General features: G+C 69.8%; 24 protein-coding genes. 14 read left to right on the forward strand and 10 right to left on the reverse strand.

What is annotated here, in order from left to right; all coding sequences use genetic code 11:
* Positions 1-2 precede the first annotated feature (2 nt).
* The 3 genes from BLU29_RS13850 to BLU29_RS13860 are packed head-to-tail and all read left to right on the forward strand — an operon-like array spanning position 3 to position 2,402.
* Positions 3-890: a hypothetical protein gene (locus tag BLU29_RS13850; protein WP_091059043.1), complete on the forward strand. Its 888-nt coding sequence runs from the start codon at positions 3-5 to the stop codon at positions 888-890.
* Positions 880-1,206, forward strand: coding sequence for an STAS domain-containing protein (locus BLU29_RS13855; RefSeq protein WP_157693873.1), 327 nt, complete (start codon positions 880-882; stop codon positions 1,204-1,206). Before BLU29_RS13850 ends, BLU29_RS13855 begins: the two co-directional genes overlap by 11 nt.
* Complete coding sequence (locus tag BLU29_RS13860; RefSeq protein WP_091059046.1) at positions 1,203-2,402, forward strand: alkaline phosphatase family protein; 1,200 nt, start codon at positions 1,203-1,205, stop codon at positions 2,400-2,402. Before BLU29_RS13855 ends, BLU29_RS13860 begins: the two co-directional genes overlap by 4 nt.
* 8 nt (positions 2,403-2,410) lie before the next feature.
* On the opposite strand, the gene BLU29_RS13865 is transcribed toward BLU29_RS13860, so the two are convergent.
* The 4 genes from BLU29_RS13865 to BLU29_RS13880 form a co-directional block, all read right to left on the reverse strand.
* Positions 2,411-3,226, reverse strand: coding sequence for a DUF2334 domain-containing protein (locus BLU29_RS13865; RefSeq protein WP_091059048.1), 816 nt, complete (start codon positions 3,224-3,226; stop codon positions 2,411-2,413).
* Complete coding sequence (locus tag BLU29_RS13870; RefSeq protein WP_091059051.1) at positions 3,204-4,472, reverse strand: glycosyltransferase family 4 protein; 1,269 nt, start codon at positions 4,470-4,472, stop codon at positions 3,204-3,206. The genes BLU29_RS13865 and BLU29_RS13870 overlap by 23 nt, the downstream gene beginning before the upstream one ends.
* 72 nt (positions 4,473-4,544) lie before the next feature.
* Entirely contained in the window at positions 4,545-6,011 is a 1,467-nt protein-coding gene (locus BLU29_RS13875) for an O-antigen ligase family protein (protein ID WP_091059054.1), read from the reverse strand.
* Between the two features lie 15 nt (positions 6,012-6,026).
* Positions 6,027-7,187 (reverse strand): glycosyltransferase family 2 protein, encoded by a 1,161-nt coding sequence (locus BLU29_RS13880; protein ID WP_157693874.1) that lies wholly within the window; start codon positions 7,185-7,187, stop codon positions 6,027-6,029.
* Between the two features lie 151 nt (positions 7,188-7,338).
* Between BLU29_RS13880 and BLU29_RS13885 the strand changes: the two genes are divergently transcribed.
* The 11 genes from BLU29_RS13885 (at position 7,339) to rrtA (ending at position 15,798) form a co-directional block, all read left to right on the forward strand.
* Positions 7,339-8,274: a glycosyltransferase gene (locus tag BLU29_RS13885; protein ID WP_091059059.1), complete on the forward strand. Its 936-nt coding sequence runs from the start codon at positions 7,339-7,341 to the stop codon at positions 8,272-8,274.
* Positions 8,275-8,287: 13 nt separating this feature from the next.
* The gene (locus tag BLU29_RS13890) at positions 8,288-9,520 is read left to right on the forward strand and encodes a hypothetical protein (RefSeq protein ID WP_091059062.1); all 1,233 of its coding nucleotides are present in this window, start codon (positions 8,288-8,290) and stop codon (positions 9,518-9,520) included.
* Between the two features lie 12 nt (positions 9,521-9,532).
* On the forward strand, positions 9,533-10,081 hold the full coding sequence (locus BLU29_RS13895) for a hypothetical protein (protein ID WP_091059065.1): 549 nt from the start codon (positions 9,533-9,535) through the stop codon (positions 10,079-10,081).
* 1 nt (position 10,082) lies between these two features.
* Positions 10,083-10,541, forward strand: a complete 459-nt coding sequence (gene gspG / locus BLU29_RS13900) for a type II secretion system major pseudopilin GspG (protein WP_091059069.1) — start codon at positions 10,083-10,085, stop codon at positions 10,539-10,541.
* A gap of 13 nt (positions 10,542-10,554) precedes the next feature.
* Positions 10,555-11,094 (forward strand): hypothetical protein, encoded by a 540-nt coding sequence (locus tag BLU29_RS13905; protein WP_157693875.1) that lies wholly within the window; start codon positions 10,555-10,557, stop codon positions 11,092-11,094.
* A gap of 42 nt (positions 11,095-11,136) precedes the next feature.
* A complete protein-coding gene (locus BLU29_RS13910) occupies positions 11,137-11,682 on the forward strand; it encodes a prepilin-type N-terminal cleavage/methylation domain-containing protein (RefSeq protein WP_091059074.1) in 546 nt (181 codons plus the stop codon).
* Between the two features lies 1 nt (position 11,683).
* Positions 11,684-12,343 carry a prepilin-type N-terminal cleavage/methylation domain-containing protein gene (locus BLU29_RS13915; RefSeq protein WP_091059078.1) on the forward strand — a complete coding sequence of 220 codons (660 nt, stop codon included), beginning with the start codon at positions 11,684-11,686 and terminating at the stop codon, positions 12,341-12,343.
* 168 nt (positions 12,344-12,511) lie between these two features.
* Entirely contained in the window at positions 12,512-13,534 is a 1,023-nt protein-coding gene (locus BLU29_RS13920; RefSeq protein ID WP_157693876.1) for a type II secretion system protein GspK, read from the forward strand.
* Complete coding sequence (locus BLU29_RS13925) at positions 13,531-14,673, forward strand: hypothetical protein (RefSeq protein ID WP_091059082.1); 1,143 nt, start codon at positions 13,531-13,533, stop codon at positions 14,671-14,673. Before BLU29_RS13920 ends, BLU29_RS13925 begins: the two co-directional genes overlap by 4 nt.
* Positions 14,670-15,224, forward strand: a complete 555-nt coding sequence (locus tag BLU29_RS13930; protein ID WP_091059085.1) for a hypothetical protein — start codon at positions 14,670-14,672, stop codon at positions 15,222-15,224. Before BLU29_RS13925 ends, BLU29_RS13930 begins: the two co-directional genes overlap by 4 nt.
* A complete protein-coding gene (gene rrtA, locus BLU29_RS13935; RefSeq protein WP_157693877.1) occupies positions 15,196-15,798 on the forward strand; it encodes a rhombosortase in 603 nt (200 codons plus the stop codon). The genes BLU29_RS13930 and rrtA overlap by 29 nt, the downstream gene beginning before the upstream one ends.
* Positions 15,799-16,044: 246 nt before the next feature.
* On the opposite strand, the gene BLU29_RS13940 is transcribed toward rrtA, so the two are convergent.
* The 6 genes from BLU29_RS13940 to BLU29_RS13965 all read right to left on the reverse strand — a co-directional run bounded on the left by BLU29_RS13940 (position 16,045) and on the right by BLU29_RS13965 (position 22,923).
* Positions 16,045-16,368 (reverse strand): helix-turn-helix domain-containing protein, encoded by a 324-nt coding sequence (locus tag BLU29_RS13940; protein ID WP_091059089.1) that lies wholly within the window; start codon positions 16,366-16,368, stop codon positions 16,045-16,047.
* Positions 16,349-16,699 carry a type II toxin-antitoxin system RelE/ParE family toxin gene (locus BLU29_RS13945; RefSeq protein WP_091059092.1) on the reverse strand — a complete coding sequence of 117 codons (351 nt, stop codon included), beginning with the start codon at positions 16,697-16,699 and terminating at the stop codon, positions 16,349-16,351. Before BLU29_RS13945 ends, BLU29_RS13940 begins: the two co-directional genes overlap by 20 nt.
* A 228-nt stretch (positions 16,700-16,927) precedes the next feature.
* On the reverse strand, positions 16,928-18,160 hold the full coding sequence (locus tag BLU29_RS13950) for a type II secretion system F family protein (RefSeq protein WP_091059093.1): 1,233 nt from the start codon (positions 18,158-18,160) through the stop codon (positions 16,928-16,930).
* Between the two features lie 174 nt (positions 18,161-18,334).
* On the reverse strand, positions 18,335-20,020 hold the full coding sequence (locus BLU29_RS13955) for a GspE/PulE family protein (protein ID WP_091059096.1): 1,686 nt from the start codon (positions 20,018-20,020) through the stop codon (positions 18,335-18,337).
* A gap of 16 nt (positions 20,021-20,036) precedes the next feature.
* Positions 20,037-22,082, reverse strand: coding sequence for a secretin N-terminal domain-containing protein (locus BLU29_RS13960; protein ID WP_091059098.1), 2,046 nt, complete (start codon positions 22,080-22,082; stop codon positions 20,037-20,039).
* Between the two features lie 82 nt (positions 22,083-22,164).
* Complete coding sequence (locus tag BLU29_RS13965; protein WP_157693879.1) at positions 22,165-22,923, reverse strand: 4'-phosphopantetheinyl transferase superfamily protein; 759 nt, start codon at positions 22,921-22,923, stop codon at positions 22,165-22,167.
* Positions 22,924-22,934: the final 11 nt, after the last annotated feature.

A 22,934-nucleotide genomic window follows, 5' to 3' on the forward strand; every position in this document is an offset into this window, starting at 1 on the left:
CCATGAAAGCCCTGCTCATTTGTCCCGCCGCCCGGTCCGGCCTGGCCGCGCTGACCGCCGACACTTCCCCGGCCATCCTGCCGCTCCTCGGCGAAACCCCGCTGGCCTACTGGCTGGTCCACCTCGCCGGCCTCGGGGCCAGGGAGGTGACCGTGCTCGCGCCGGACCGGCCGGATGACATCCGGGCGGTGGTGGACGGCGGCACCCGCTGGGGCCTGCGCGCGACGGTGGTGCCGGTGCCGGCCGAACTCACCGTGGCCGAGGCCCGCGCCCGGTATCAGGGCGGCGACCCGGCCGAGTGGCTGCCCGCGCCCGACGATGTGGTGTTGCTCGACCACCTGCCCGGACTGCCCCGGGCCGGGTTGTTCAGCAGCTATGCGGCGTGGTTTTCCGCCGCCCAGGCCTGGATGTTCCGCGCGCTGACCCCCGACCGGGTGGGGGCGCACGAGATCCGCCCGGGCGTCCGGGTCGGCCTGCACAGCCGCATTCCCGATGACGCGGTGCTGATCCCCCCATGCTGGATTGGTGAGAAGGTTTTCCTCGGCGCCGGCGTGACCATCGGCCCGATGACCGTCGTGGAGGACCGTGTCGTGGTCGAGGCCGGCGCGGAGATCACGCGCAGCATCGTCGGCCCCGAGACCCTGGTCGGCAAGCTGACCGAGCTCACCGACTCGATCGCGTGGGGCGACTGCCTGATCAACTGGCGGAACGGTTCGAGCGTGCGCGTGACCGACGATTTCCTGCTGAGCCCGCTGCGCGAGCGGAACACCCCGCCGGTGGCCGCGGGCGCCGCGCCGTGGCGTCTGCCCCGCCTGTGGCGGCCGTTCCCGGCGGCCCTGTCCCCCGCGGGTCTCTTTCGGAAAATGACCAATGCTACCGATGAAAATTGAAATCACCGAAGATATCGTGCGGGTGACCGACCTGCCGGAGCTGGGCGAACGGCAGGCCGCCGCCTTCCAGGCCGAGGTCTCCGCCGCGCTACCCGCCTGCCCGGGCCTCATCGAGGTCGACCTCGGGCAGACCACCCACGTGGATTATGGCGGGCTGGCGGCGCTCGTCGTGACGCTTGACCAGGCCCAGCAGCGCAACCGCGAGGCGACGCTGCGCGTGGTGGATCCGTCGCCCCCGGTCCGGCAGTTGCTCGAGCTGACCCGGCTGCACCGGATCTTTGCCGTCGTGGAGCGCGTCCCCGCCGGACCGTCATGAAAAGCATCCTGCCCCTCTTCGTCTTCATCGACGCATGCGGCTGGGAGATCATCCGCGACGATCCGTTCGGGCGCGACTTCGCCCCCGCACGGCACCGGCTGCGCTCGGTGTTCGGCTACAGCTCGGCGTGCATCCCCTCGATCCTGTCGGGCCGCTGGCCGGTCGAGCACCGCAACTGGTGCTACTTTGTCCACGACCCGGCGCGCTCGCCGTTCCGGATGCTGCGGCCGCTGCGCTGGCTGCCGCGCTTCGTCACCGGCCGCCGCATCTTCCGGCGCTGGCTCTCGAAGTTCCTCCGCGGGCCGCTGAAGTTCCGCGGCTACTTCGACCTCTACAACATCGCGTTCCGCCACATCCCGCTCTTCGACTTCACGGAGAAGAAGAACCCGCTCCAGCCCGGCGGGATGAACCGCGGACCGAACATCTTCGATTTCCTCGCGGAGCGCGGCATCCCGTATCACGTGAGTGACCCGGCCCGGAACGAGCAGGCGAATCTCGACGCGCTCCGCGCGGACATCGCGGCGGAGCGCATCGACTTCGCCTTCCTCTACTGGCCCGATCTCGACGGGCTGCTGCACCGCGTGGGCAACCGCTCGCCCGCCGTCCCGGCGAAGCTCCGGGAATACGAGCAGCGGTTGCACCATCTGATGGCGACGGCGCGGGAGCACTACGACGAGGTGCGGCTGTATGTATTCAGCGACCACGGCATGGCCAACTGCGACGAGCTGCTCGACCTGCGGGCCCGGCTCGGGTTGCTGACGGCCCGCATGCCCCGGGACTATGCGGTCGTCTACGATTCCACCATGGCGCGCTTCTGGTTCTTCAACGCCCGGGCCCGCACCGAGGTCACCGCCTGCCTCCGGCAGGTGCCGCAGGGCCGCATCCTGTCCGACGAGGAACTGGCCGGACTCGGAACGCTGTTCCCCGACCGCTATTTCGGCGAATTGATCTTTCTCGTGCGGGAGGGGGTGCTCATCGTGCCCAGCGACATGGGCGAGCGTCCGATCCGCGCGATGCATGGCTATCACCCCGACGCGCCGCACAGCTACGCCGCGCTGCTGACCAACGTGCCCGATCTGCCCGTGGGGATCTCCGACATCCCGCACATCCATCGCCTCATGACGCACGATGCCTTGGGGGCCCACGCGGCCAACCGGGCGCCGGTCCGGCAGGCGGAGACGGTGCCGGCGGCCTGAGGCCGGCCTCAGTGCCAGGGCACCGCGCCGGCGGCCACGTCGGCGAAGCTGACCACGCGGTTCTCCGGATCGGCTGCCAGCAGCGCGGCTGTGCGGTGGAGCAGGTCGATGAATTCCTCGTCGGGCCGGCCCTCGGGAAAATATTCCCACCAGTGCGTCACCAGCACGGTGAGCGGCCGCGCGGCGATGGCGCGCCGGATTTCGTCGAGCAGGTGATCGCGCGGCCGGAAGCGCGAGAGCAGGCAGCCGGGGTGGGAGAGCAGCAGCGTCCGGGGTGTGCGCCAGTGGGCCTGCCGCCGCAGCTTCTTGAGGGCGTAGGCCGGCCACCACTCGGGCGGCAGGTTGAGCCATTCGAACCAGCCGGTGGAAATCACGGGGAAGAAGCGGGCCGCCGCGCGCAGGCCTTGCGGCGAGAACCGGTCGTAGGGGGCGACGAAGGCGGGCGACCGCGGGAAGCCCGCCTCCGCGAGCAGGTGCGCGCCCTTGGCCAGCCGCCGGTCGAGGTCAAAAAAGTCATGACTGCCGAACTCGTAGAGCGAATGGTTGTAGCCGTGCTGGACGATGTGGTAGCCCGGGTTGCGGTGCAGGTAGGCCACCAGGTCCCGGTTGCGGCCGATCGCTGCGTGCGAGCCGGAGCCCCCGGTGTGCCCGTGCAGGAACCCCTCCGGCTTGCCGTCGGCCCGCTGGGCGTCGGTGCGGACATTGGGGATCGTGGCCAGGTTGACGGGCAGGCCGCGGTCCAGGAAAGGACGGTAGAGCCGCTCGAGGCAGTCGACCGGGGTCAGGGCGTTCGTGTCGTCGTCACGCAGGATGATGTAGCGCATTTTTCTTCTCGATCAGATCGTAATAGAGCGCCTGCATGCGTCCGGCCAGGACGGTGGTATCGTATTCGCGCTCGACCAGGCGGGCGCCCGCGGCCGCCTGGCGCGCCGCCAGCTCCGGCTCGAGCAGCACGCGGTTCAGGGCGGTGTGGAACGACAGCGCGTCACCGAGCTTGAACAGCCAGCCGTTCTCGCCGTGGTCGATCAGCGCGCTGGCGCCGGACGTGCGGCTGGCGATCACGGGGGTGCCCGCGGCCCAGGCCTCGAGGAGAACCAACCCGAAGGTCTCGGAAAGGGACGGCAGCAACACCACGCGCGCGGTCTGCATGAGCCCGATCAGCCGCGGGTCGCCGGGCGGCAGCCCGCCGGTAAACAGTACGCGGGGCGCGAGCCCGAGTGTCGCCACCTCGCGCTTGAGGGTGGCGCCGTAGACGGGATCGGTGCAGGCGCCGGCGAACACCAGCAGCGCGTCGGGGTGGCGCTGGAAAATCTGCGGCGCGCGTTCCACCAGCCAGAACTGGTTTTTCACCGCGTCGATCCGCCCCACGCACAGCAGGACCTTGCGGCCGGCGATCGCGGGGAAGGCCGCCAGCGCCGCCGCGCGATGGTCGGTGCGGTGGTGGGCCAGGTGGACGCCGTGCGGGTGCACGATGATGCGCTTGTCGGGATGTTGCTGACTCATCAGCTCCGCCTCGCGTGGGTTGCAGGTCAGGATGGCGTCGGCATCCGCGAGCACATGGCGCGCGCGCCACCACCAGCCGAAGAGCCGGCCCCACTCGAGCCCGCCGCGGACCGGGGCGGAAAGCTCCTGTCGCACCTTCGGGGGCAGGTCGAGCACGCCGCCATGGATCGTGACCACGCCGGGCACGCGCCGGCGCCGGGCGGCCGCGAGGGCGATGCCACCCAGCCGGCCGAGCGTGTGGGTGTGCACGATATCCAGGCTGGGTTCCCGGGCGAGCAGTCGCGGCAGCTCGAAGGACAGCAGGTTGCCGCCGACCGCGAGCATCTGGCGCCGGGCCGCCGCCCGTAATCCCCAGACCGGCACGCACGCGCGGAAACGTTTCACCGTGCAACCGGCCGCGGCCAGCGGGTCGCGGGCATCCGTCGCGCCGCCCGGACCGTCAGCCGGGCAGAACACGACCGACTCCACCCCGTGCCGGCCGAGGCCTTCCGTGAGCCGCTGCAGGGCGGTCTCGGTGCCGCCCCATTCGGCGGGCTGGTATTTGCGCATGATATGGGCGACGCGCATGATCGTTAGAAGGCGGATTTCATTTCCGGCGGGCGGATTGGTTCGATGGCAGCCAGGGTGAGAAATTTCCTTTCAGGCCTCGACGGGTTCGGCGAGCGGCGGCTCGGCCGCCCATTCCTCCACGAGCACCGGTTCTCCCGATCCGGCGGCCTCGCCGGTGCGCCGCGTGTGGTGCAGGCTGGCGAGCACGCCGAGCAGCGCGTGGAAAGTGAGAAAAATCTGCGTCTGGCGGAAAATCCACTCGGTCTGGCTCTGCATGAACACGCCGAGCACGCCGAAGAAGAGCCCGACACCCAGCCGGTGCAGTCCCGCGGGCCACCGGGGTCGCAGGAAGCTGTAGCCCAGCCGGAGCCAGCGGAACCAGAGCAGGGAAAAGAGGGCCAGCCCGGCCCAGCCGAGTTCGCCCGCGGTGAGGGCGCCGAGGTTGTGCGCCGGCGCCGCATAGCGATACATGGGCAGCAGGTCGTTGGGCGGGGCGAACGTGATGTCGTCATAGGTCTCGTAACGCATGTCGAGTTCGGCGCCGTATTTCCGGCTCACCCAGTAGGACCAGTTGTTCAGTCCGACGCCGAACGGCTGGTCCTCCAGGATCACCCCCGCCTGCCGCAGGTAATAGCCGCGGCCCTCGGACTTGTCGTCGAGGTATTCCTCCTCGAGGGTGGCCGAGCCGTAGCGGGCCGCCAGCAGATCCCAGGATTTCCAGACCACCAGGCTCACGCCCAGGCCGATGAGCGCGGCGGCGGCGATCTTCTGGAATGTGATGCGCCACGTCATGCACCAGGCCACCGCGCCGCCCGCGGCCAGCGCGAAGGCCGGGATGCCCGCGCGCGAGAGCGTCAGCATCACGGTGATGGCGGCCGTGCCGACGCCCAGCCAGCAGCACCGGCGGACCCAGGCGGGCAGCGTCGAGGCGCCGGCCGCGGCGAGCACCGGACCGACCAGGCACAGATACATGGAGAGGCTGTTGGGATGGTCGAGCGTGCCCGTCACGCGGTAGATGCCCTCCAGGTAGCGCTGCCGGAGCGAGCTGGCGCCCTCGAGCAGCACGGCGCAGCCGAGGGCCAGCACCAGGATGGAGAGCTCGCGCTCGCGCCGGACGAAAAACGCCGCGGCGAAGAAAAACATGAGTCCCCGGAGAAGTTTGGACAGTTCGTAGGCGCCGAAAATCTTCGGACTGGCGAACAGCACCGAGCCGGCGGCATACAGCACGAACAGCAGCATGGGGGCGAGGCCCGCCGGCCAATACCACCGCGGGCGTTCGTGCCGGGGCAGCAGCAGCGTGCTCAGCAGGAGGCTGAGCCCGAGGATGTCGACGAAGGTGACCTCGAAACCGCGCGTCGTGCCCCGATACCAGTAGGCGCCATAGAAGTTGATGCTCAGTTTCTCGCTCAGCACGGCCCCCGCCATCATCACGAAGAGCGCCAGCTCCCGCAGGCGTTGCGACAGCAGCAGCGCGCCGGTGGTCGCGCCGGTGGCCGCGAACAGGATCGCGACTCCGATAAAATCCTTGGTCTCAAACGTGATCGGCAGCTGGTTCATGGGGGCCGGCGTGTTTCAACCGGGCAGGACGGGCCGGACCAGGCCCACGGGGCCGTCGGGGCGGCCCGGCGGCTGGCGCTTGTCGGGCCAGTAGCGCAACCGGCCGCGCCGCAGGGCGCGGGCTGCCAGCCAACAGGCCGCCAGTGTGACCCCGAAGCCGATGAGCGTGGCGGGCAGGTGCCGCAGCCGTTTGGCGACCGGCAGCCGGGCCAGTCGGCGGAAACGGAAACTCAGGATGCCCGGAAAAAGCCGCCAGAACCAGCGGGTCCGCCGGAGGTGTTCCGCGACGAGGCGCCGCAGCCAGGCCGGATCCTCTTCGTCGAGCCGCTGCACGGTCCGGTTCAGGTCGGCCCGGGCCGCCGCGGGAAGCGCGGGCAGGTAGCGGTCGATCAGCAGATGCACGAAGGTCTGGCCGATCATCTGCCGCTTCTGGTTGCGAAGGATGGCGCCGATGGAAACGTAGGCCTCGAAGATATGGGAGGCGTGCCGCGCACGCACCACCCGCGCCGGTTGGGGTTCCTTGGTCAGGGAATCGGTGCAGACCAGGCTCTTGATCAGGCCGTCTTCGCAGGCCGGGAGTTCGCGCGGCAGGCGGACGCGCCGGGCCGTGGCCGCCCGGATGCAGTAGAGCTGGCCGGTGAGCTGCGCCGCTGAGCCCTGGGTCAGGCGCGAGGTGGCGAGAGAGATCCGCTCGCGCAGGGAGGGATCTTTTTTAAGCGCGAGATCCTTCACCGGCTCGCCGGCCGAGATCTGCGCGAAGGAGTCTTCCTCGAGGGCGCGGCAGAGATTCCACAGGGTGGTCACGTGGCCGAACCGGATGTCGGCGTCCATCAGGATGAGATAGCGTGCGTCGGCGGCCGACACGCGGTGCACAAAAAGATTCCAGGCGTTGATCTTGCCGGCTTCGGGCACGGTGAGCACACGCGCGGTGAACACGTGGCGGTGGGGGTGCCCGGCACCGTGGTGGGCGAGGATCCGGCCGGCCACCTCCACAGTCGCATCGGTGCAGTCGTTGGCGACGCACCAGATTTCCGCCGCCAGGCCGCGCTGCTCCAGCTCGGCGAACAGGGACTGGCGGAAAAGCGATTCGAGGGCGGGCCCGATGGCTTTTTCTTCGTTGCGCGCGATCATCCCGAGGGAAACCCAGGCGGCGCTGGCGGATGCGATGACTTTCATGGGCAAAAGGCGCGCCCAGGTCCCCGGGGTCCAACGGCGCAAACCCATGCTATTACAGAAGCGCCGGAGGCAGGATGGGGTGCCCGACCCGAAACGATGGAGGCCCTTACCCCATAGGCGGATTCCCGGCCGGCCATATTATAGGTGCACTATGGACGAGCCACTGGTCAGCATCATTATCCGTTCTTTCAACGAGGGTTGGGCACTGCGCCAGACCCTGCCTGCGCTACAGGCGCAGGACTACCACAACTGGGAACTGATCGTCATCGATTCCGGCTCGACGGACGACTCGATCGAGTTGATCCGGAAAGCCCAGCCGCGCCACTTCATCCAGATCGAGCCGGCGGATTATCACGCGCCACGGGTGATGAACCACGGCATGCGGCTCGCGCGTTCGAACTTCGTGATCTTCCTCAACGCCGATGCCACGCCGCAGGACTCGCAGTGGCTGCGGCCGCTGGTGCGCGTGCTGCTCAACCCCAATGTCGCGGCCGTGTTCGGCCGCCAGGTGCCGCGCCCGGGCTGTCAGGCGGTGTTCGCCCGCGACTACGAAACCTGCTTCGGGTCGCAGCACACGACCGGCCGGCGGAATTGCTTCTTCAGCATGGTGAGCAGTGGCATCCGCAAGGACATCTGGGCGCGGCGCGGCTTCAATGAGGCCCTGCGGTATTCCGAGGATGCCGAATACACCCGGTGGTGCCGCGCGCACTGCTACCATGTCATCTACGAGCCCGCGTCGTGCGTGATGCATTCGCACAATTACACGCCGGCGCAGGCCGCCCGGCGCAGCTTCGGCGAGGGTCGGGCGGAGGCGGCGATGTGGGGCGGCAATCCGCAGTTGTATAACTTCCTGCGCACCGTGCTGCTGGGCTGGGCCAATGATGTGCGCCGCGATTTGGCGTTCTGCCTGCGCCACCGCCGGCTGCGGGAGTGGCCGCGCGCCCTTCATATCCGCTGGTGCCAGCGGCGGGCGCGTCTGGCGGGTTTCCGTGACGGTTGGCAAGAGTATCGCGCGAGCCAGGTTTCCGGCGTCAGGCCGCCCCTCTGGGCCCGGGGCGAATTCGGAAATCTCAGCCCGCAATCCTGAACCGCCCGGCCCCATGATCCTGACGCAAACCAACCTGCATCTCCCCGCGACGGCCCGCCCTTCCTCCGCTTCGCCGATCCCCGGCGGCCCACGCCAGTTCACGCTGGACGGCGACGAGGCGCTGGAGCACCGCCTGGCCAAGCTCTGCCAGCAGGTCCGCACCTCCGTGCTGATCGGCATCGTTCCGCGGCGGAAACTGGAGGGCATCGTGCTGGCCGGCGGCTACGGGCGCGGGGAGGGCGGCGTGCTGCGCACCCCGCGGGGCGACCAGCCCTACAACGACTTGGAATTCTATGTCTTTGTGCGCGGCAGCACCTTCATCAACGAGCGGCGCTACGGCGGCGCCCTCCACCTGCTGGCCCAGCGGCTCGCTGCGCTGGCCGGCGTGGAAGTCGAGTTCAAGATTGCCTCGCTCGCCCGGCTCCGGCGCAGCCCGGTGTCGATGTTTTCCTACGACCTCGTGACGGGCCACCGCTGGGTGTATGGCCACGAGGAACTGCTCGCGGGTTGCGGCCACCACCGGCGGGCCGCGGACATTCCCCTGCACGAGGCCACCCGGTTGCTGATGAACCGGTGCAGCGGCCTGCTCTTCTCGCTCGAACGGCTCCGCCGCCCGGAGTTCACCCCCGACGATGCGGATTTCGTCGGCCGCAACCTGGCCAAGGCCCGGCTGGCCCTCGGCGATGTGGTGCTGGCCGCCACCGGCCGCTATCACTGGAGCTGCCGCGAACGGGAGAAGCGCCTCGTGGACCTCAGCTGGTCGGTCTGGGCGAGCTGGCCGTGGTTTCCCGCCGTGCTGGACCAGTATCGGCGGGGCGTCGCCTTCAAGCTGCACCCGGAGCGCACGGCCGGCCCGACCGCGGAACTGCAGGCGGAGCTGGATGCGATCTCGGTGCTGGCCTGCCGGCTCTGGGTCTGGCTGGAAGGCCGCCAGCTCCAGCGGCGTTTCGCCTCCCCCGGGGAATACGCCTCCTGCGACGCGGACAAATGTCCCGAGACCCCGCGGTGGCGGAACCTGCTGGTGAACCTGCTGCATTTCGGGCCGATGGTGCTGTGGGGTCCGGGCCGCACCACCCGCTATCCGCGCGAACGGCTGCTGCAGGCGCTGCCCCTGTTGCTGTGGGAGCCGGCCGCGCTGATCGACCTCAATTTCCACCACCACCTGCGCCATTACCTCGCCACCACGGCCTCCGATTTTCCCGGGTTCGTGGCGGCCTATGCCCGCCTGTGGGAGCGCTTCCGCTGAAAACCTCCCGCCATGAGAGCCGCACGGATAATCCTCGGTCTGCTCCTGACCGGCGCGACCGCTGGTGCCCAACTGCGGCCGGGACTGCTGGAATCGCTGGTGCAGGATTCGCCCTTCCAGCCGGGTCAGGGCGGCGGGCTGCCGGCGGACGGCGGGTCGGCGCAATTTGAATTCCGCGGCGTCGTGGCCGAGACCGGCGGCTACCTCTTCAGTGTCTACGATCCCGGCCGGCGCGAGGCCGGGTGGGTCAAGCTCGACGAGCCCGGCCGGCCGTTTGTCGCCCGCCGCTACGATCCGGCCAAGGACACGCTGGTCATCGAGCACAACGGCCAGGCGCTGACGCTCAATCTCAAGCGCGCCGCGGTGCAGCCCCTGACCCCGGCCCCGCCCATGCCGGTCTCGCCGCCGCCGTTGCCGACGGCGGCGGGCGCCGCGCCGCCCTCGACGAACGCCACCAACGCGCAGGAGGCCCAGCGCCTCCAAAACATCGCCGATGAAATCCGCCGCCGTCGCGCCCTCCGCCAGCTGCCGCCCGCGGACAAGCCGGCCGGCAAACCCTGACATGAAAACGCCCGCCGCCCGTGCTCCCTTGCCGCGCCGTAGCCTTGGCGAAGGCGGGTTCACGCTCCTTGAGATCCTCGTCGTGCTGGCCATCATCGGCCTGCTCGTCGGGCTGGTGGTGTCCAACACCGACAAGATCTTCGGCCAGAGCCAGGTGGCGGTCGCGCGGATCTTCGTCCGCGACACGCTCAAGACCCCGCTCACCCGCTACCGGATGGACATGGGCGATTATCCTTCGACCGCCGAGGGGCTGCAGGCGCTGGTCACGCCACCGTCCGCCCGGACCGAGGCCTGGCATGGACCCTACCTGGACGCCCCCGGCGGCCGACTGCCGACCGACCCGTGGGGCGAGCCCTACCAATACCGCTACCCCGGCATCAAGAACCCGGGTGGTTGCGACATCTTTTCGAAGGGCCCGGACAAGGTCGCCGACACGGAGGACGACATCGGCAACTGGTGAGGCCACCCACGCCATGTCTAAAATCCATTCCATCCATGCCCGCCGGTCCCGCGCTCCCGTGCCGCGCCGCAGCCTTGGCGAAGGCGGGTTCACGCTGGTGGAAGTGATTCTCGTGCTGGCCCTGCTCGTCCTGATCATCGCGGTGCTGCTGCCCGCCGCGGGCTCGCTGCTGCGCGGCGCGCGCGGCGAGACGGCGGAGGAGACCGCCCTCGCGGTCCTGCAGGACGCGCGCCGGCAGGCCGTGCTTTCCGGCCGGGAGGTGGCCTTGCGCTACGCGCCGGCGGAACACGCGCTCGTCTGGACCGACGGGGTGCAGGACGGCCGCCGGGTCTTCGAGGACGGGAACGTGACGGTGGAGTTCCTGCGGCCGGGCGGAGGGGCCATCCTGCTCGGCGGCCAGCTCGTCGAGGCCGATCCGGTCGACGAGATGAAATTCTACGCGGATGGCAGCTGCGAACTGATCCGCCTGCAATTGCGCCCGGCCGACGCCGCCCCGCGCGTCATCCCCATCGATCCCTGGACCTGCGCCCCGGTGCTCGCGCCGCCCGCGTAAATATCCCCGGAGCACCTGGCCAAACCAATCCGCCAACCCACCATGTCCGCCGTTTCTTCTCTTATTTGTAGGAGCCTGCTTGCAGGCGATTCGGCATCCGATCCGTTGGCGGGCATTCCGAATCGCCTGCAAGCAGGCTCCTACATCCCCGGCCGCCGCGCCGCCTTCACCCTGGTGGAGGTGCTCGTGAGCCTCGCCATCTTCGCCATGGCGGCGGTCGTGCTGGGCGCGACCTACGTCAACATCCTCACCAACTACCAGGCCGCGATGACCCGGCCCGCGCAACAGGCCGAACTCGCGTTGCTGCGCCCGGCCCTGCTGGCCGAGCCGGACCGGGCGCGCGCGGAGAAAGGCGCCGAACAGCCGCTGCCGGGCAACCGCACCGCCCGCTGGCAATCCCGGATCGAGGAGACCGCCATCGCCGACCTGTTCGCGGTGACCTTCGAGTGGGAGATCGACGAGCCGGGCCGGCGACCGGTGACCGGGCAGGAGGAGTTTATGCTGCTCCGGCCGACCTGGTCGGACCCGGCGGGGCGCGAAAAGCTGCGCGAGGCTTCCCGGCAGCGCCTGGCCAAACGGGAGTTCTGACGTGCAAGCGCAGCCATATCTCTATTTCAAGCGGCGGCGGGGTTTCACGCTGGTGGAAGTCCTCCTGGCTTTCACGCTGCTCACGGCCCTGCTGCTCGCGCTGAACGTGTTCGTGCTCTCGATGGGCGAGATCTGGGGCCGGAACCGTGAGAAGCGCCTGTTCGAGCAGCATGTGCGTGCGGTCAGCCGTTACGTGGAGGACCTGCTGCGCCGCGCGGTGCAGCCTCCGGCGGAGAGCGCCGCCATGGACGCCACGGAGATCCGCCTGCCCGCCGGCGCCAACGAGGCCCTGCTGACCTTCGAGCTGCCCGCCGGCGACCGCCGTCTCGTCTGGCCGGACCACCCGCTGCCGGACGTGCGTTGTGCATTCGCCGCCCGTCCGGGGCTGGGCCTCGTGCTCTACTGGCAGTCACGCCTCGAGCTGAAGTTTGCCGACGATCCGCCGCGGGTGACGGTGTTGTCGCCCTTCGTGACCGGCTTGGACTACGATTACTTCAACGCCAACTACCGCGCCTGGCAGAGCCAGCCGGTGCTCCAGCGCGACCCCGCGGGCCGCTGGCTGACCCCGGACCGCCTGCGGCTGCACTTCCGCCACGGCGAATACTCCGCCGAGACCGCGGTGAACGTGCCGCGGGTCACGGAAGGCCTGCCGCCCTTCTGATACTGCTTGGACATGGGCATGATTTCCCCAGCGACACCCCTTTCGGCACCCCTCTCCAGAGGGGAACTGCGCCAGCGGAGGATTGGATCCCCTCTGAAGAGGGGTGGCGCGATAGCGCCGGGGTGTGTTGGCCACCCGCTCCGCCGCCCGCGCGGTGCCGTGATCGTGATGGTGCTCATCACCATCCTGGTCGCCTCCCTGCTGCTCGCCCGCTTCATGGAGCGCACCACGACGGAGCTGTTGGTGGAGGCGCGCGCCGCGCAGGCCGTGCGCCTGCGGGGCGACGCCTACTCGGCGCTGGAGGTCACGCTGGCCGTGCTGGCCGATTACCGCGCGGCCGACGGCGGCCTCTGGGCGCCCGCCCAGGGCTGGGGTGACCCGTTCGCCTGGGCCCGCTACGAGCCCCGCGCGGGCGTGACCGTCGCCGTCGCGTTCGAGGATGAGAGCGGCAAGCCCTCGCTGCCGCGCCTCGATACGCCGGGCCTGCAAAACCTCGGCGAGCTGCTGGGCCTGGCGCCGGATGACGCCGCCCGGCTGGCCGATGCGCTGTTGACCTGGACGCAACCGGACCACGTGCCCGCGACGCTCGGGAGCGACCTGCGGAGCTACGAGCGCGCGGATCCACCGCACCATCCGCCGCAACGCGCCCTGCGCTCGTTCGACGAACTGGCCGCGATTGCGGTGGCCCGGGACTTCTTCTACGACAAGGCCGGTCATCCCACCGAACTGCGGGCGCAGTTCGCGCAGAGCGTGTCGCTCTACGATTATCCTGCGGCGAACCTGAACGCCGGGCAGCCGCTGGCCCTGGCCTTTGCCGGCCTCGATGAGACCCAGAGCCGCCGGCTCACCGACTACCTCGGCGGCAGGACCCGTCCCCGCGGCACCCCGCCGTTTTTCCGCTCGGCGGCCGAGACCGCGGCGATCCTCGGCGCCGGCGCACCGGGCCTTGGCACCGAGGTGCGGTGCCTGCGCATCCGGGTGCGGGTCCGCGAGGGCGCGGCCGTCTTCGGCCTCACCGCCGTGGTGTCGCCCCCCGGGGGGGCGGTGATCGCGGCGGAACCGTCCCCGGACAACGCGGCCAAGGAGAAACCCGCCGCCCCCGGGCCGGCGAAAAGCCTGGCCTATCCGTTCACGATCCTCGACCTGCAGGAAACCATGGAGCCGCTGGCGGCACCGGGAGGCGCGGCATGAGTTCTCCGGACGCCACGCTGACGATGGCGGAGCCGGGCGTGGAGGCGCGCGTGCTGCTCGTGCCCGCCGACCGCTTCTTCGTGCAGGCCGTGCCGCTGGAGCCGGGGGCCGATGCCGACGCGCAGGCCGCGCTGGTGCTGGAGGAACTCGCGCCGTTTCCGCTGGCCCAGCTCTACCACGGCCACCTGGTGGCGTCCGACCGCAGCCAGGCGCTGGTGTTCGCCGCCTACCGCCGCCGGTTTTCCGCGGCCGAGACGGCCGCCTGGGCCGCCGCCGATCTCGTGTTGCCGGCATTCGTGGCGCTGCTGGGCACATCGGGCGACGGCGCGGGGCTGGTGCTGCACGCCGCGGGTCCGGCCCTGATGGGCGTGGCGTGGGACGGAAAATCCCCGCTGCCCTCGCAGGTGCTGGCGCAGGCCGGCGCGGAGCCGCCCACCGCGGGGCAGCGCGCGACGTTCGCGGCCGAACTGCAGGCCGGCAGCAGCCTGCCCCCGGTTCCGGTGCGGGAGCTCGACGGGCCGGTCGCCGTGGTGCGCGACACGGACGGCTGGGTGGTGTTCACCATCGACGGCGTCGAGACGGCGCGGCTCTCGCCGACGGTCCTGGCCGCCGCGGATGTGCGCGACAAGGAATTCCTCGAGGAACAGCGCCGCGTGGGCCGGCGCGACCTGTGGCTGTGGCGCGGCGTGCTCGCGGCGGCGGCGGCGGCGGCGCTCGCCGCCGCGCTGGACCTCGGCGCGCTGGCCCTGAACGGGTGGGCCGGCGGGATCCGGCGCGCCGTGGCGGCGGCGGCGCCGCAGGTGCAGCGCATCGAGACGGCCCAGAGGCTGGCCGCCCGGATCGAGGACCTCTCGCGTCGCCAGTTCCGGCCGCTGGAGATGCTGGCCCTGGTCAGCGAGCGCCGGCCGCGCTCGATCCAGTTTTTGCGCACCACCACCCAGGGGCTCTACACGCTGGAGATCGAGGCGCAGACCCCCAATGCCGCCGACGTCGGCGGCTACGAGGTGACGCTGCGGGGCCTGAACACCCTGGAGCGGGTGGAAACGCGCGACCTGCGCACGCGCGATGGCCTCACCAGTTTCGTGCTGGCGGTGACGTTCAAACCCGCCGCCTTGCAGGCGGAAGGAGGCCCGCCATGAAAAACTGGTTCCTGTCCCGCACGCTGCGGGAAAAACTCCTGCTGCTCTTTTTCACCGCGGCCGCGGCGGTCGGGTGGCTCGCGGCCGCGACCGGCCGGCTGGTGCAGGGCGGGCAGGGCTGGCACAGCGTGGCGGTCGAGCAGGAGAACCAGCGCCTGTGGCTCGGGCACCGCGCGGCCATCGAGGAGCGCGCCGCGCAGGCGGTGAAGAACATCGATCCGGGCCGCACGCTGGACGCGTCGCATCTGATCGGCGAGGTGTCGGCCCTGGCCGGCGCGGCCGGGCTGTCGGTCGGCATCGACCCCCCGCGCACGCAGCGCACGGACCGGTTTGCCTACCACACCGTGCAGGTGACCTTCCGCCGGGCCGCGCTCGGTGCGCTGGTGAATTTCTACGCGGCGCTGGGCAAGCGCGCGCCCTATCTCGCGCTCGAGCAATGCACGCTCGCGGCCGACCGGACCAACCCGGCGCAGCTCAACGCGACGTTCAGCATTTTCTCCGTCGAGGTGGATGCTTCCGTCCATGGCCCGGACCGCGGTGGCAGAGAATGACCGTCCGGTGGTGCCGTGGGCGACCCTGGCGCTGGCGGCGGCGGCCGGGCTCGCCTTCGCCGTTCCCCGGGTGGGGGCGGCCTGCCTGTATGAGCGCGGCCCGATCCTGCAGGGGGAGGTCTGGCGCGCGTGGACCGGCCACCTGGCGCACTTTGGCCCCGGTCACCTGGGCTGGAACCTCGCGGTGTTGCTGCCGGCCGGTTGCTGGCTGGAGCGCCTCCATCCGGTCCGGGTGCGCTGGCTTTATCTGGTGTGTCCGCTGGTCATCTCCGCGACCTTGCTCGTTTTCGACCGCTCGCTGGACCGCTATGCCGGCCTCTCCGGGCTGGCGACGGGGACGCTCGTGCTGCTCGCCGGCCGGCAACTCCTGGTGGGGGCGGGCGAGCCGGCGTGGATCTGGTTGGGCGTGTTCGCCTTGCTCGGCGTCAAGGTCGCCTGGGAAACCGCCACCGGGGAACCGTTGCTGGCCGACGGACACAGTTTCCGGGCGGTGCCGCTGGCCCACCTGAGCGGCGCCGTTTGCGGGCTGCTCTTCGGCGCGGGACTGCGGCGGGAATTTCCCCGGCGCCGTTGAAGCGACGGCGTGGCGTTTGGGTGAAAATTGCAAATAAAGATCCCCGGGGCATTGATCGAACCACCCGCGGGCGGGGTCGCCCGCTCTCCAGTTATTCGTTCTGGAGCCACGGCGACCTCGCCGTGGAATCTCAAGACCAAGCCGGAGCAAGCTCCGGGGGATTGAACCCAAAGGGAATAAACGGGGTCAGGCTCGGCCAGCCCGGGTTTAGTATGTTGCGATCGACGCAGAAGTTCAGAGGGAGGCCTAGCTTACGATGAGCACCTCGGGATGCCTCCTGGCAATATCCAGCAAACGGAGCGCAGCTCCGGTCGGTTTTCTCCTGCCCCGTTCCCAACTGGCTGCCGTTATCGACGGGATGTTCATCATCGCGGCAAACACGGGTTGGCTGACATTGAGTTTTTTACGGATCGCGCGGACCTGGGCGGGAGACAATGGCTTCACCCGTGCCGGCATGGCGACGGTCTTGGTGCGCAGGGTGACCTTGTTCTTACCCGAAAGGTGATTGGCCAGCGTTTCCACGCTACCAACCAAGTCCTCGGCGTTAAATTCAATGGCTTTGGTTTTCATGTCTGAATTCTCGTTTGATGGTTTCGACTGCGGTGCGAAGGCGACGTTCTTGATCTGGTGTCAGGTTTTCCGACTTGGCCTTGGTGTAGATATAAAAGAAGATGACAACGCGCTGCTGGGGAAGGTTGAGATAGATGACCCGGGCGCCACCTGACCGGCCGCGACCTTCAAGCGCCATGCGCACCTTGCGCAGGCCGTGAAGCCGGGGAATCAAGTCGCCCTTTTCCGGGTTCTTTAGCAGGTCATTTTGAAGTTGGCGGTAGTGTTGGTCATCGGTGATCTGCGTTACGAGGCTGGTAAACAGCGGCAGTTCGATGAAGGTTAGTTTCATTCTCCCTTACAGAGTAAGGGTATCTATTCTGGTAAGTCAAAATGAAAGGTGACCTGAAATGAGAGGGCGAGGAGCCTCTCGGGTCAGAGCGATTCGTCGGGGTCAGGCCGGGACCCGGTTTCGCCCCGCTTCCAAGGTCCGCTGGCAAGCCGCCGGCGCCAAGCCTGTGGCGCCCAAGGCGGCGACCATACATTTTCGAATTAGGACACGACCCACCACCGGCAAGCGTCAAAACTTGAAGCTGGCGCTGACCTGGAAGACGGCGGAGACGATCGCGTAGGCGAGGAAGGCGACGAAACTGAAGGCGAAGATCAGCACCGCGGTGGAGACGACCCGCGTGAAATTCTGCAGCCAGCCGGTGAGGTCCTCCCGGTAATCGGCGGCGATGTCCCGCAGGCTGGGCGCGAGGCTGCCGGTCTGCTCGCCGACCGCCAGCCGGTCGAGCATCAGCGGCGGGAACACGGCGGTGCGGGCGAGCGAGCGCGACAGGCCTTCGCCCTCGAGCACCCGGTCGGTGGCGGCGCGCAGCAGCTGGCGCAGCGCGGTGTTGCCGACGGTGCGCTCGGCCAGGCGCAGGGCCTCGGCGGTGGTGATGCCGTTCTCGAGCAGGATCGCCAGCGTGTGGCTGAAATTCAGGATCGTCACGCGCACGGCGAGCGCGCCGGTGAGCGGCGTCCGGAGCAGCCAGGCATCGGTCGCGGCGCGGCCCGCGGGGGTGCGGCGCCACTGCCACCAGCCCAGCGCGGCCAGGACCGCCACCGCCGCCACGAAAATCCCGTAGTGTAGCACGAAATTCGACAGCGCCACGAGCAGCTGCGTCGAGGGCGGCAGCCGGCCGCCGAGCGAGGCGAGCAGGGCCTCCAGGCGCGGCAGCAGGAAGAAGAGGAAGAAAAGGATGACGCCGAGGGCCAGCACGCAGATGAACAGGGGGTAGGCGAGCGCGGTGAGCAGCGTCCGCTGCAGCGTGCGCTGCTCGGTGAAATGCTGGATGAGCCGCTGCAGCACCTCGCGCAGGCTGCCGGTAGCCTCGCCGGCGGCGACCAGGTTGACGGTTTGGCTGTCGAAGACCGACGGGAAATCCTCCAGCGCCCGCGAGAGGGTGTAGCCCTCGCTCAGGCGTTCCCACAGGGCGGTGGCGAGGCGGCGCAGACGCGGCTCGTTCAGGCGGGCGGCCAGCAGGCGCACAGCCTCGCCGGCCGACAGGCCGCTGGCGACGAGGCGCGCAAGCGCCTCGAGGAAGGGCAGACGTTCGCGGCGGGTCCAGCGGACGGGGCCGCGGGTGGTGCGCAAGCCCGCGACGGTCGCCGGCAGGGCGGCGGAGTTGGGCTCCTCGCTGATCCCGACGGGCTTCAGGCCGCGCGCGCTGAGCGCGCGCAGCGCATCGCGGCGGCTCGGGGCCTCGAGCACCCCCTGCCGGGTCTGGCCGCCGGAATCGTGCGCGGTGTAGGTGAAGTGAGCCATCAGGAACAGAGGACGGAGGACGGAAGACGGGGGGCAGAGGACGGACTTCCCGGCACACCCCGCCTTGCCGGGCACCCCTCTTCATAGAGGGGATTTTCGCCGGCGTGGGCCGGGATGTAGGAGCCTGCTTGCAGGCTCCTACAGGTGAGAGGGGAATCGGGACGCATCATGGGCTCACGTATCGCTGATGGTGATCACGCGCAGAAGTTCGTCGAGGGTCGTGAGCCCGGCGCGGACCTGGTCCCAGCCCGACTGTTGCAGCGTGCGGATGCCGTGCTCCCGCGCCTTGCGCGCGAGGGTGTGGGTGGATTCGCGTTGCACGATGAAGTCGTGCAGTTGCTTCGGGGGCAGGATTTCAAAGAGGCCGACCCGCCCGCGGAAACCCGTGCCGCGACAGCGCTGGCAGCCCACGGGCACCGCCAGCTCGCGCACGGCGGCCGCCAGGCCGGGATCGAGCCCGAGGGCGGCGAGCGTGTTGAGCAGCGAGGCGGGGTCGACCGGCGAGCGGGTCGCGCAGTCCGGGCAGAGCCGGCGGACGAGGCGCTGGGCGATGACGAGTTCGACGGCGGAGGCGACCAGGAAGGGCTCGATGCCCATGTCGACGAGCCGCGTGATGGCGCCGGGCGCGTCGTTGGTGTGCAGGGTCGAGAAGACGAGGTGGCCGGTGAGCGAGGCGCGGATGGCGATGTCGGCCGTTTCGCGGTCGCGGATTTCACCGACCATGATGACGTCGGGGTCCTGCCGCAACACGTGGCGCAGCGCGCCGGCGAAGCTGAGCCCGATGTCGGGCCGGACCTGCATCTGGTTGGCGCCGGGCACCTCGTATTCGATCGGATCCTCGATCGTGACGATGCGCAGCTCGGGCGAGTTGATCTGGCGGAGGAAGGCGTTCAGCGAGGTGGACTTGCCGGAGCCGGTCGGACCGGTGACGAGCACGAGGCCGTGCGGGAAGTCGAGCACGCGGCCGATCTGCGCCTGTTCGGCGGGCGACAGGCCGAGACGGTCCATGGTGTAGGCCTCCCGCCGCTGGTTGAGGAGGCGGAGGCTGACGCTCTCGGCGTAGATGGTGGGGATGGTGGAGACGCGGATGTCGAGCGCGGTGTTGCCGGCCTTGAAGTTGATGCGGCCGTCCTGCGGCAGGCGCTTTTCCGAGATGTTGAGTCGCGCCATGATCTTGAGGCGCGAGATGACGGCATCCTGGTAGCGCAGCAGGTTGTCGGGCACGGGCACGGGCACGAGCAGGCCGTCCACGCGGTAGCGGATGCGCAGCTGGCCCTCCTGCGGTTCGAAGTGGATGTCGGTGGCGCCGTCGGTGATGGCCTGCGCGATGATGTCGGTGACGAAGCGCACGACGGCGGCGTCCGCGTCGGCGTCGAGGTCCGCCGCCGCCACCGCGACCTCCGGGGTGTCGTCGTCCTCCAGGCTGCCGGCGCCGACCCCGTAGTTCTCGACGATGAGCTGGCGTACCCGGGCGGAATCGGCGAGGTGCCAGCGGACGCGGCGCGGCGTGAAGGTGGCGATCCAGCGGGCCATGTGGGCCTCGGGCGGCCAGCTGGTGGCGAGGGGAAGTTCGTCGGCATGGGTGTCGTCCGGCAGGGCCAGGGGGATGACCTGGAAATCATGGGCGAGGCGCGCCGGCAGCAGCGGCAGCGCGGTGCGGGCGACGACGGGCTCGGCGGCGACGGCCAGCCCGGTGGCGCCGGCGAGGGCGGCGAGGGCGGCGGCCTCGTCCACCGCGAGGGCCGCGGCGAGGGCGGCGAGACGCTGGCCGCGCGGGGTCTCGGCCAGCTGCTGGCGCTGGGCCTCGGTGAGGCGCAGCGCGAGGCCGACGGGCAGGAGGTCTGGGGCGGGCGCGACCATGGCCGGGGAGACCGCCTCAGCCCTTGGATTTGCCGGCGGGCGGGCGGTAGTTGGGATCGAGGGCGGAGCGGATATCATCGCGCTGGGGGCCGGCGTCGATGCGCCGCATCGCCTCGGCGTTATCGGCGGCGGTGTTGGCGAGGACGACCGGCCGGAGGAAGAAGACGAGCTCGGTGCGGGTGTTGTCCCGCCTGCGGGTGCCGAGCAGGTCGCCGATGATCGGCACCGGGCCGAGGCGGTTGGTGTTTTTCGTCAGCGAATTGCGCTGCAGGCCGCCGAGCACGATGATCTCGCCGCTCTTCACGCTGACGAAGGACTCGGTCTTGCGCCGGCCGATGATGGGCTGCTCGTTGCCGTCGAGCGTGATGCTGCCCGTCACGTCGTTGACCTCCTGCTTGATCTCGAGCTGCACCGAGCCGTCGTCGCCGATCAGGGGCGTGACCTCGAGGTCGATGCCGATGTCCTTTTCCGTGACGGTGCTGGTGTAACCGGTGCCGACGGTGCCGCCGGTCGTCACGCCGGTGTTGAGGTAGCTGGAGATGACGGGGCGCTGCTCGCCGACGAAGATGGTGGCCTTCTTGTTGTGGGTGGTGACGATGTTGGGCATCGAGAGGATGTTGGCGGTGGTCTTCCGCGGCGTGGTGCCGAGGCTGATGATGCCGGCGAGCGAGCCGGTGCCCGCGAGCTGCGCGAAGCCGGTGGGGGTGCCGCTGGCGCTCGTGCCGCCAACCGTGGTGCCGGAACCGCTGCCCGAGAGGCCGACGAGGCGGTTGGCGTAGACCTGGAGCCCGAGGGCGTCGATGCCGCTGGTCTGGCTGTCGCCGAGCGTGACCTCGGCGACAACGACCTCGATGCGCACCTGGGCGAGCAGCACGTCGATCTTGTCCACCAGTTCGCGGATGAGCCGGATGTCGTCCACGGTGCCGGAGACGACGAGGGAGTTGCTGCGCTCCTCGGGCAGGATGGTGAGGAGGTTGCTGAACTCGTGCGTGGCATCGAGGGTGAGGCCGGCCGGAAGGGCCGCGGCCGGCGGGGCGGGGACGTTGGGCGCGGGGGCCGCCCCGGTGGCGGGGCGCACGGGCTCGGTGCCGGCGGTGCGCGCGGCGGTGTTCTGGCCGGAGACCAGCAGGCTGAGCAGCGTGGCCACGTCCTTGGCGGCGGCGTGCTTGAGGAAGATGACGTCGTTGCGGGTGTTGGGGTCGGCCTTGACGTCGAAGCGCGAAATGAGCTGGTCGAAGAAGTCGATCTGCCGCGGGTCCGAAATGAGGACGATCTGGTTGGTGCGGTCGTCGGCCTGGTAGCTGGTGGAGGCGCCCAGCTGCATCTGGAGCGGGCCGGCGAGGACGGTGCGGAGCTTGTTCACGACGTCACTGGCCTTGGCCGACTGCAGGGTGTAGAATTTCGGGGTGTTGTTGCGCAGGATGGGCTGGTCGAGGCGGGAGAGGAGGAGTTCGATGCGCTGCAGGTTGCTGATGGAATCGGTGACGAGCGCGGCGTTGGCCTTCTCGAACAGGACCGGCGCGGCGCCGAGGTTGGGGTTGAGCAGGGCGGCGATCTGCGGCAGGAACTCCGAGACCCGCAGGAACTGGAGTTCAAAGAGCTTGCTGGCCACGCGGCCGCTCGGCGGCAGGCCGAGCACGGGGCCGTCGATGAACTCGGGGGCCTCGGCCCGCGCGAGATTGAGCGAGGTGATCTTGAGGAAGCGGCCGCCGAGGGGCGTCACGGCCACGCCGTTCATGTTCAGCAGGGTCTCGAGGGCGAGGATCGCCTCCTCCTTGGATGCGGCCCGGTCCAGGGTGAGGGTGTAGGTGTTGGCCGGCAGCGCCTGCGGGCGGAGGATGGTCCGGCCGGTCCAGCGTTCGAGCAGTTCCAGGACCTGGTCGATGCTGTCGTCGCGCAGCTTGATCAGGCCGACGGTGTCACCGGCCGGGGCCGGCGGCGTGGTCGGCAGCGGGGCCGGCGTTTGCGCGGCCAGCCGGGCGGCGGCAGTCAGCCCGAGCAGGGCGGCGGCAAGGACGAAACTGCGGGCGCGAAACCCAATGCTGCCGGAGCCCTTTTCCATAGGGACCAAGCTTAGCGGACGGGCCGGTGGCAGCCATGGGGTGAGCACCGTAATTTCGCCCGAAAAAGAACCTCTCCGGGGTTCAGGCGCAATTGGCCACCAGCGGGCGGTCCGCGGTTTCGGCGGGCAGCCGGGTGATCCAGCGACCGCACTTGAGCCGCGGATGGCCGGCGGCGAGCGCGACCGCCGCCGTGTAGCCGGCGGCGGGTTGCAGCCGGATGGTCATCCAGGGCAGGGGCGACCAAGGCCGGCCGGAGGAATCTTCGGGTGATTCGAGCGCCTCGGCCAAGCCCATCCCCCGGGCCTTGGCCAGCGCCTCCTTCTGCGTCCAGAGCTGGAAGAAGATGTCATCGCGGCGGTCCGGCCCCAGGCGGTGCAGCAGCTCAGACTCCGCGGGACGGAAGTGGCGCCGGGCGATCAGGGACATCTCCGGCACCGGCCGGACCTGCTCCAGGTCGACCCCGATCGGCTCGCCCCAGGCGATTGCATACAGCGCGAGGCCGCCGCAGTGGGAGAGGTTGAACTGCAGTTCGCCGGCGGGTTGCGCCAGCCGCGGTTTGCCGCCGGGACCGTAGGCAAAGCGCAGTTCCTCCGGCGGAGTCGCCACGTAGCTGGCGAGGATTTCGCGCAGCTGGCCGCGGGCGGCGACAAAGCGCTGCCGGTCGCGGGGGAAGCGCAGGCGCTGCGCCCGGTGCCGTTCATCGTCGGAGAGCAGGGGTGAGAATGCGCCGGGCGTGCCGGCGGCCTCGTCGAGCGAGGCGCACCAGACATGCACGTCACCGGGGCGGAGATGGGCCGGCCCGGCGAGGGCGGGCCAGAGGATTGGCGGGGTGGGATTCATGGCGGGTGGAA

It is taken from the genome of Opitutus sp. GAS368, from assembly GCF_900104925.1.
Classification (GTDB): Bacteria; Verrucomicrobiota; Verrucomicrobiia; order Opitutales; family Opitutaceae; genus Lacunisphaera.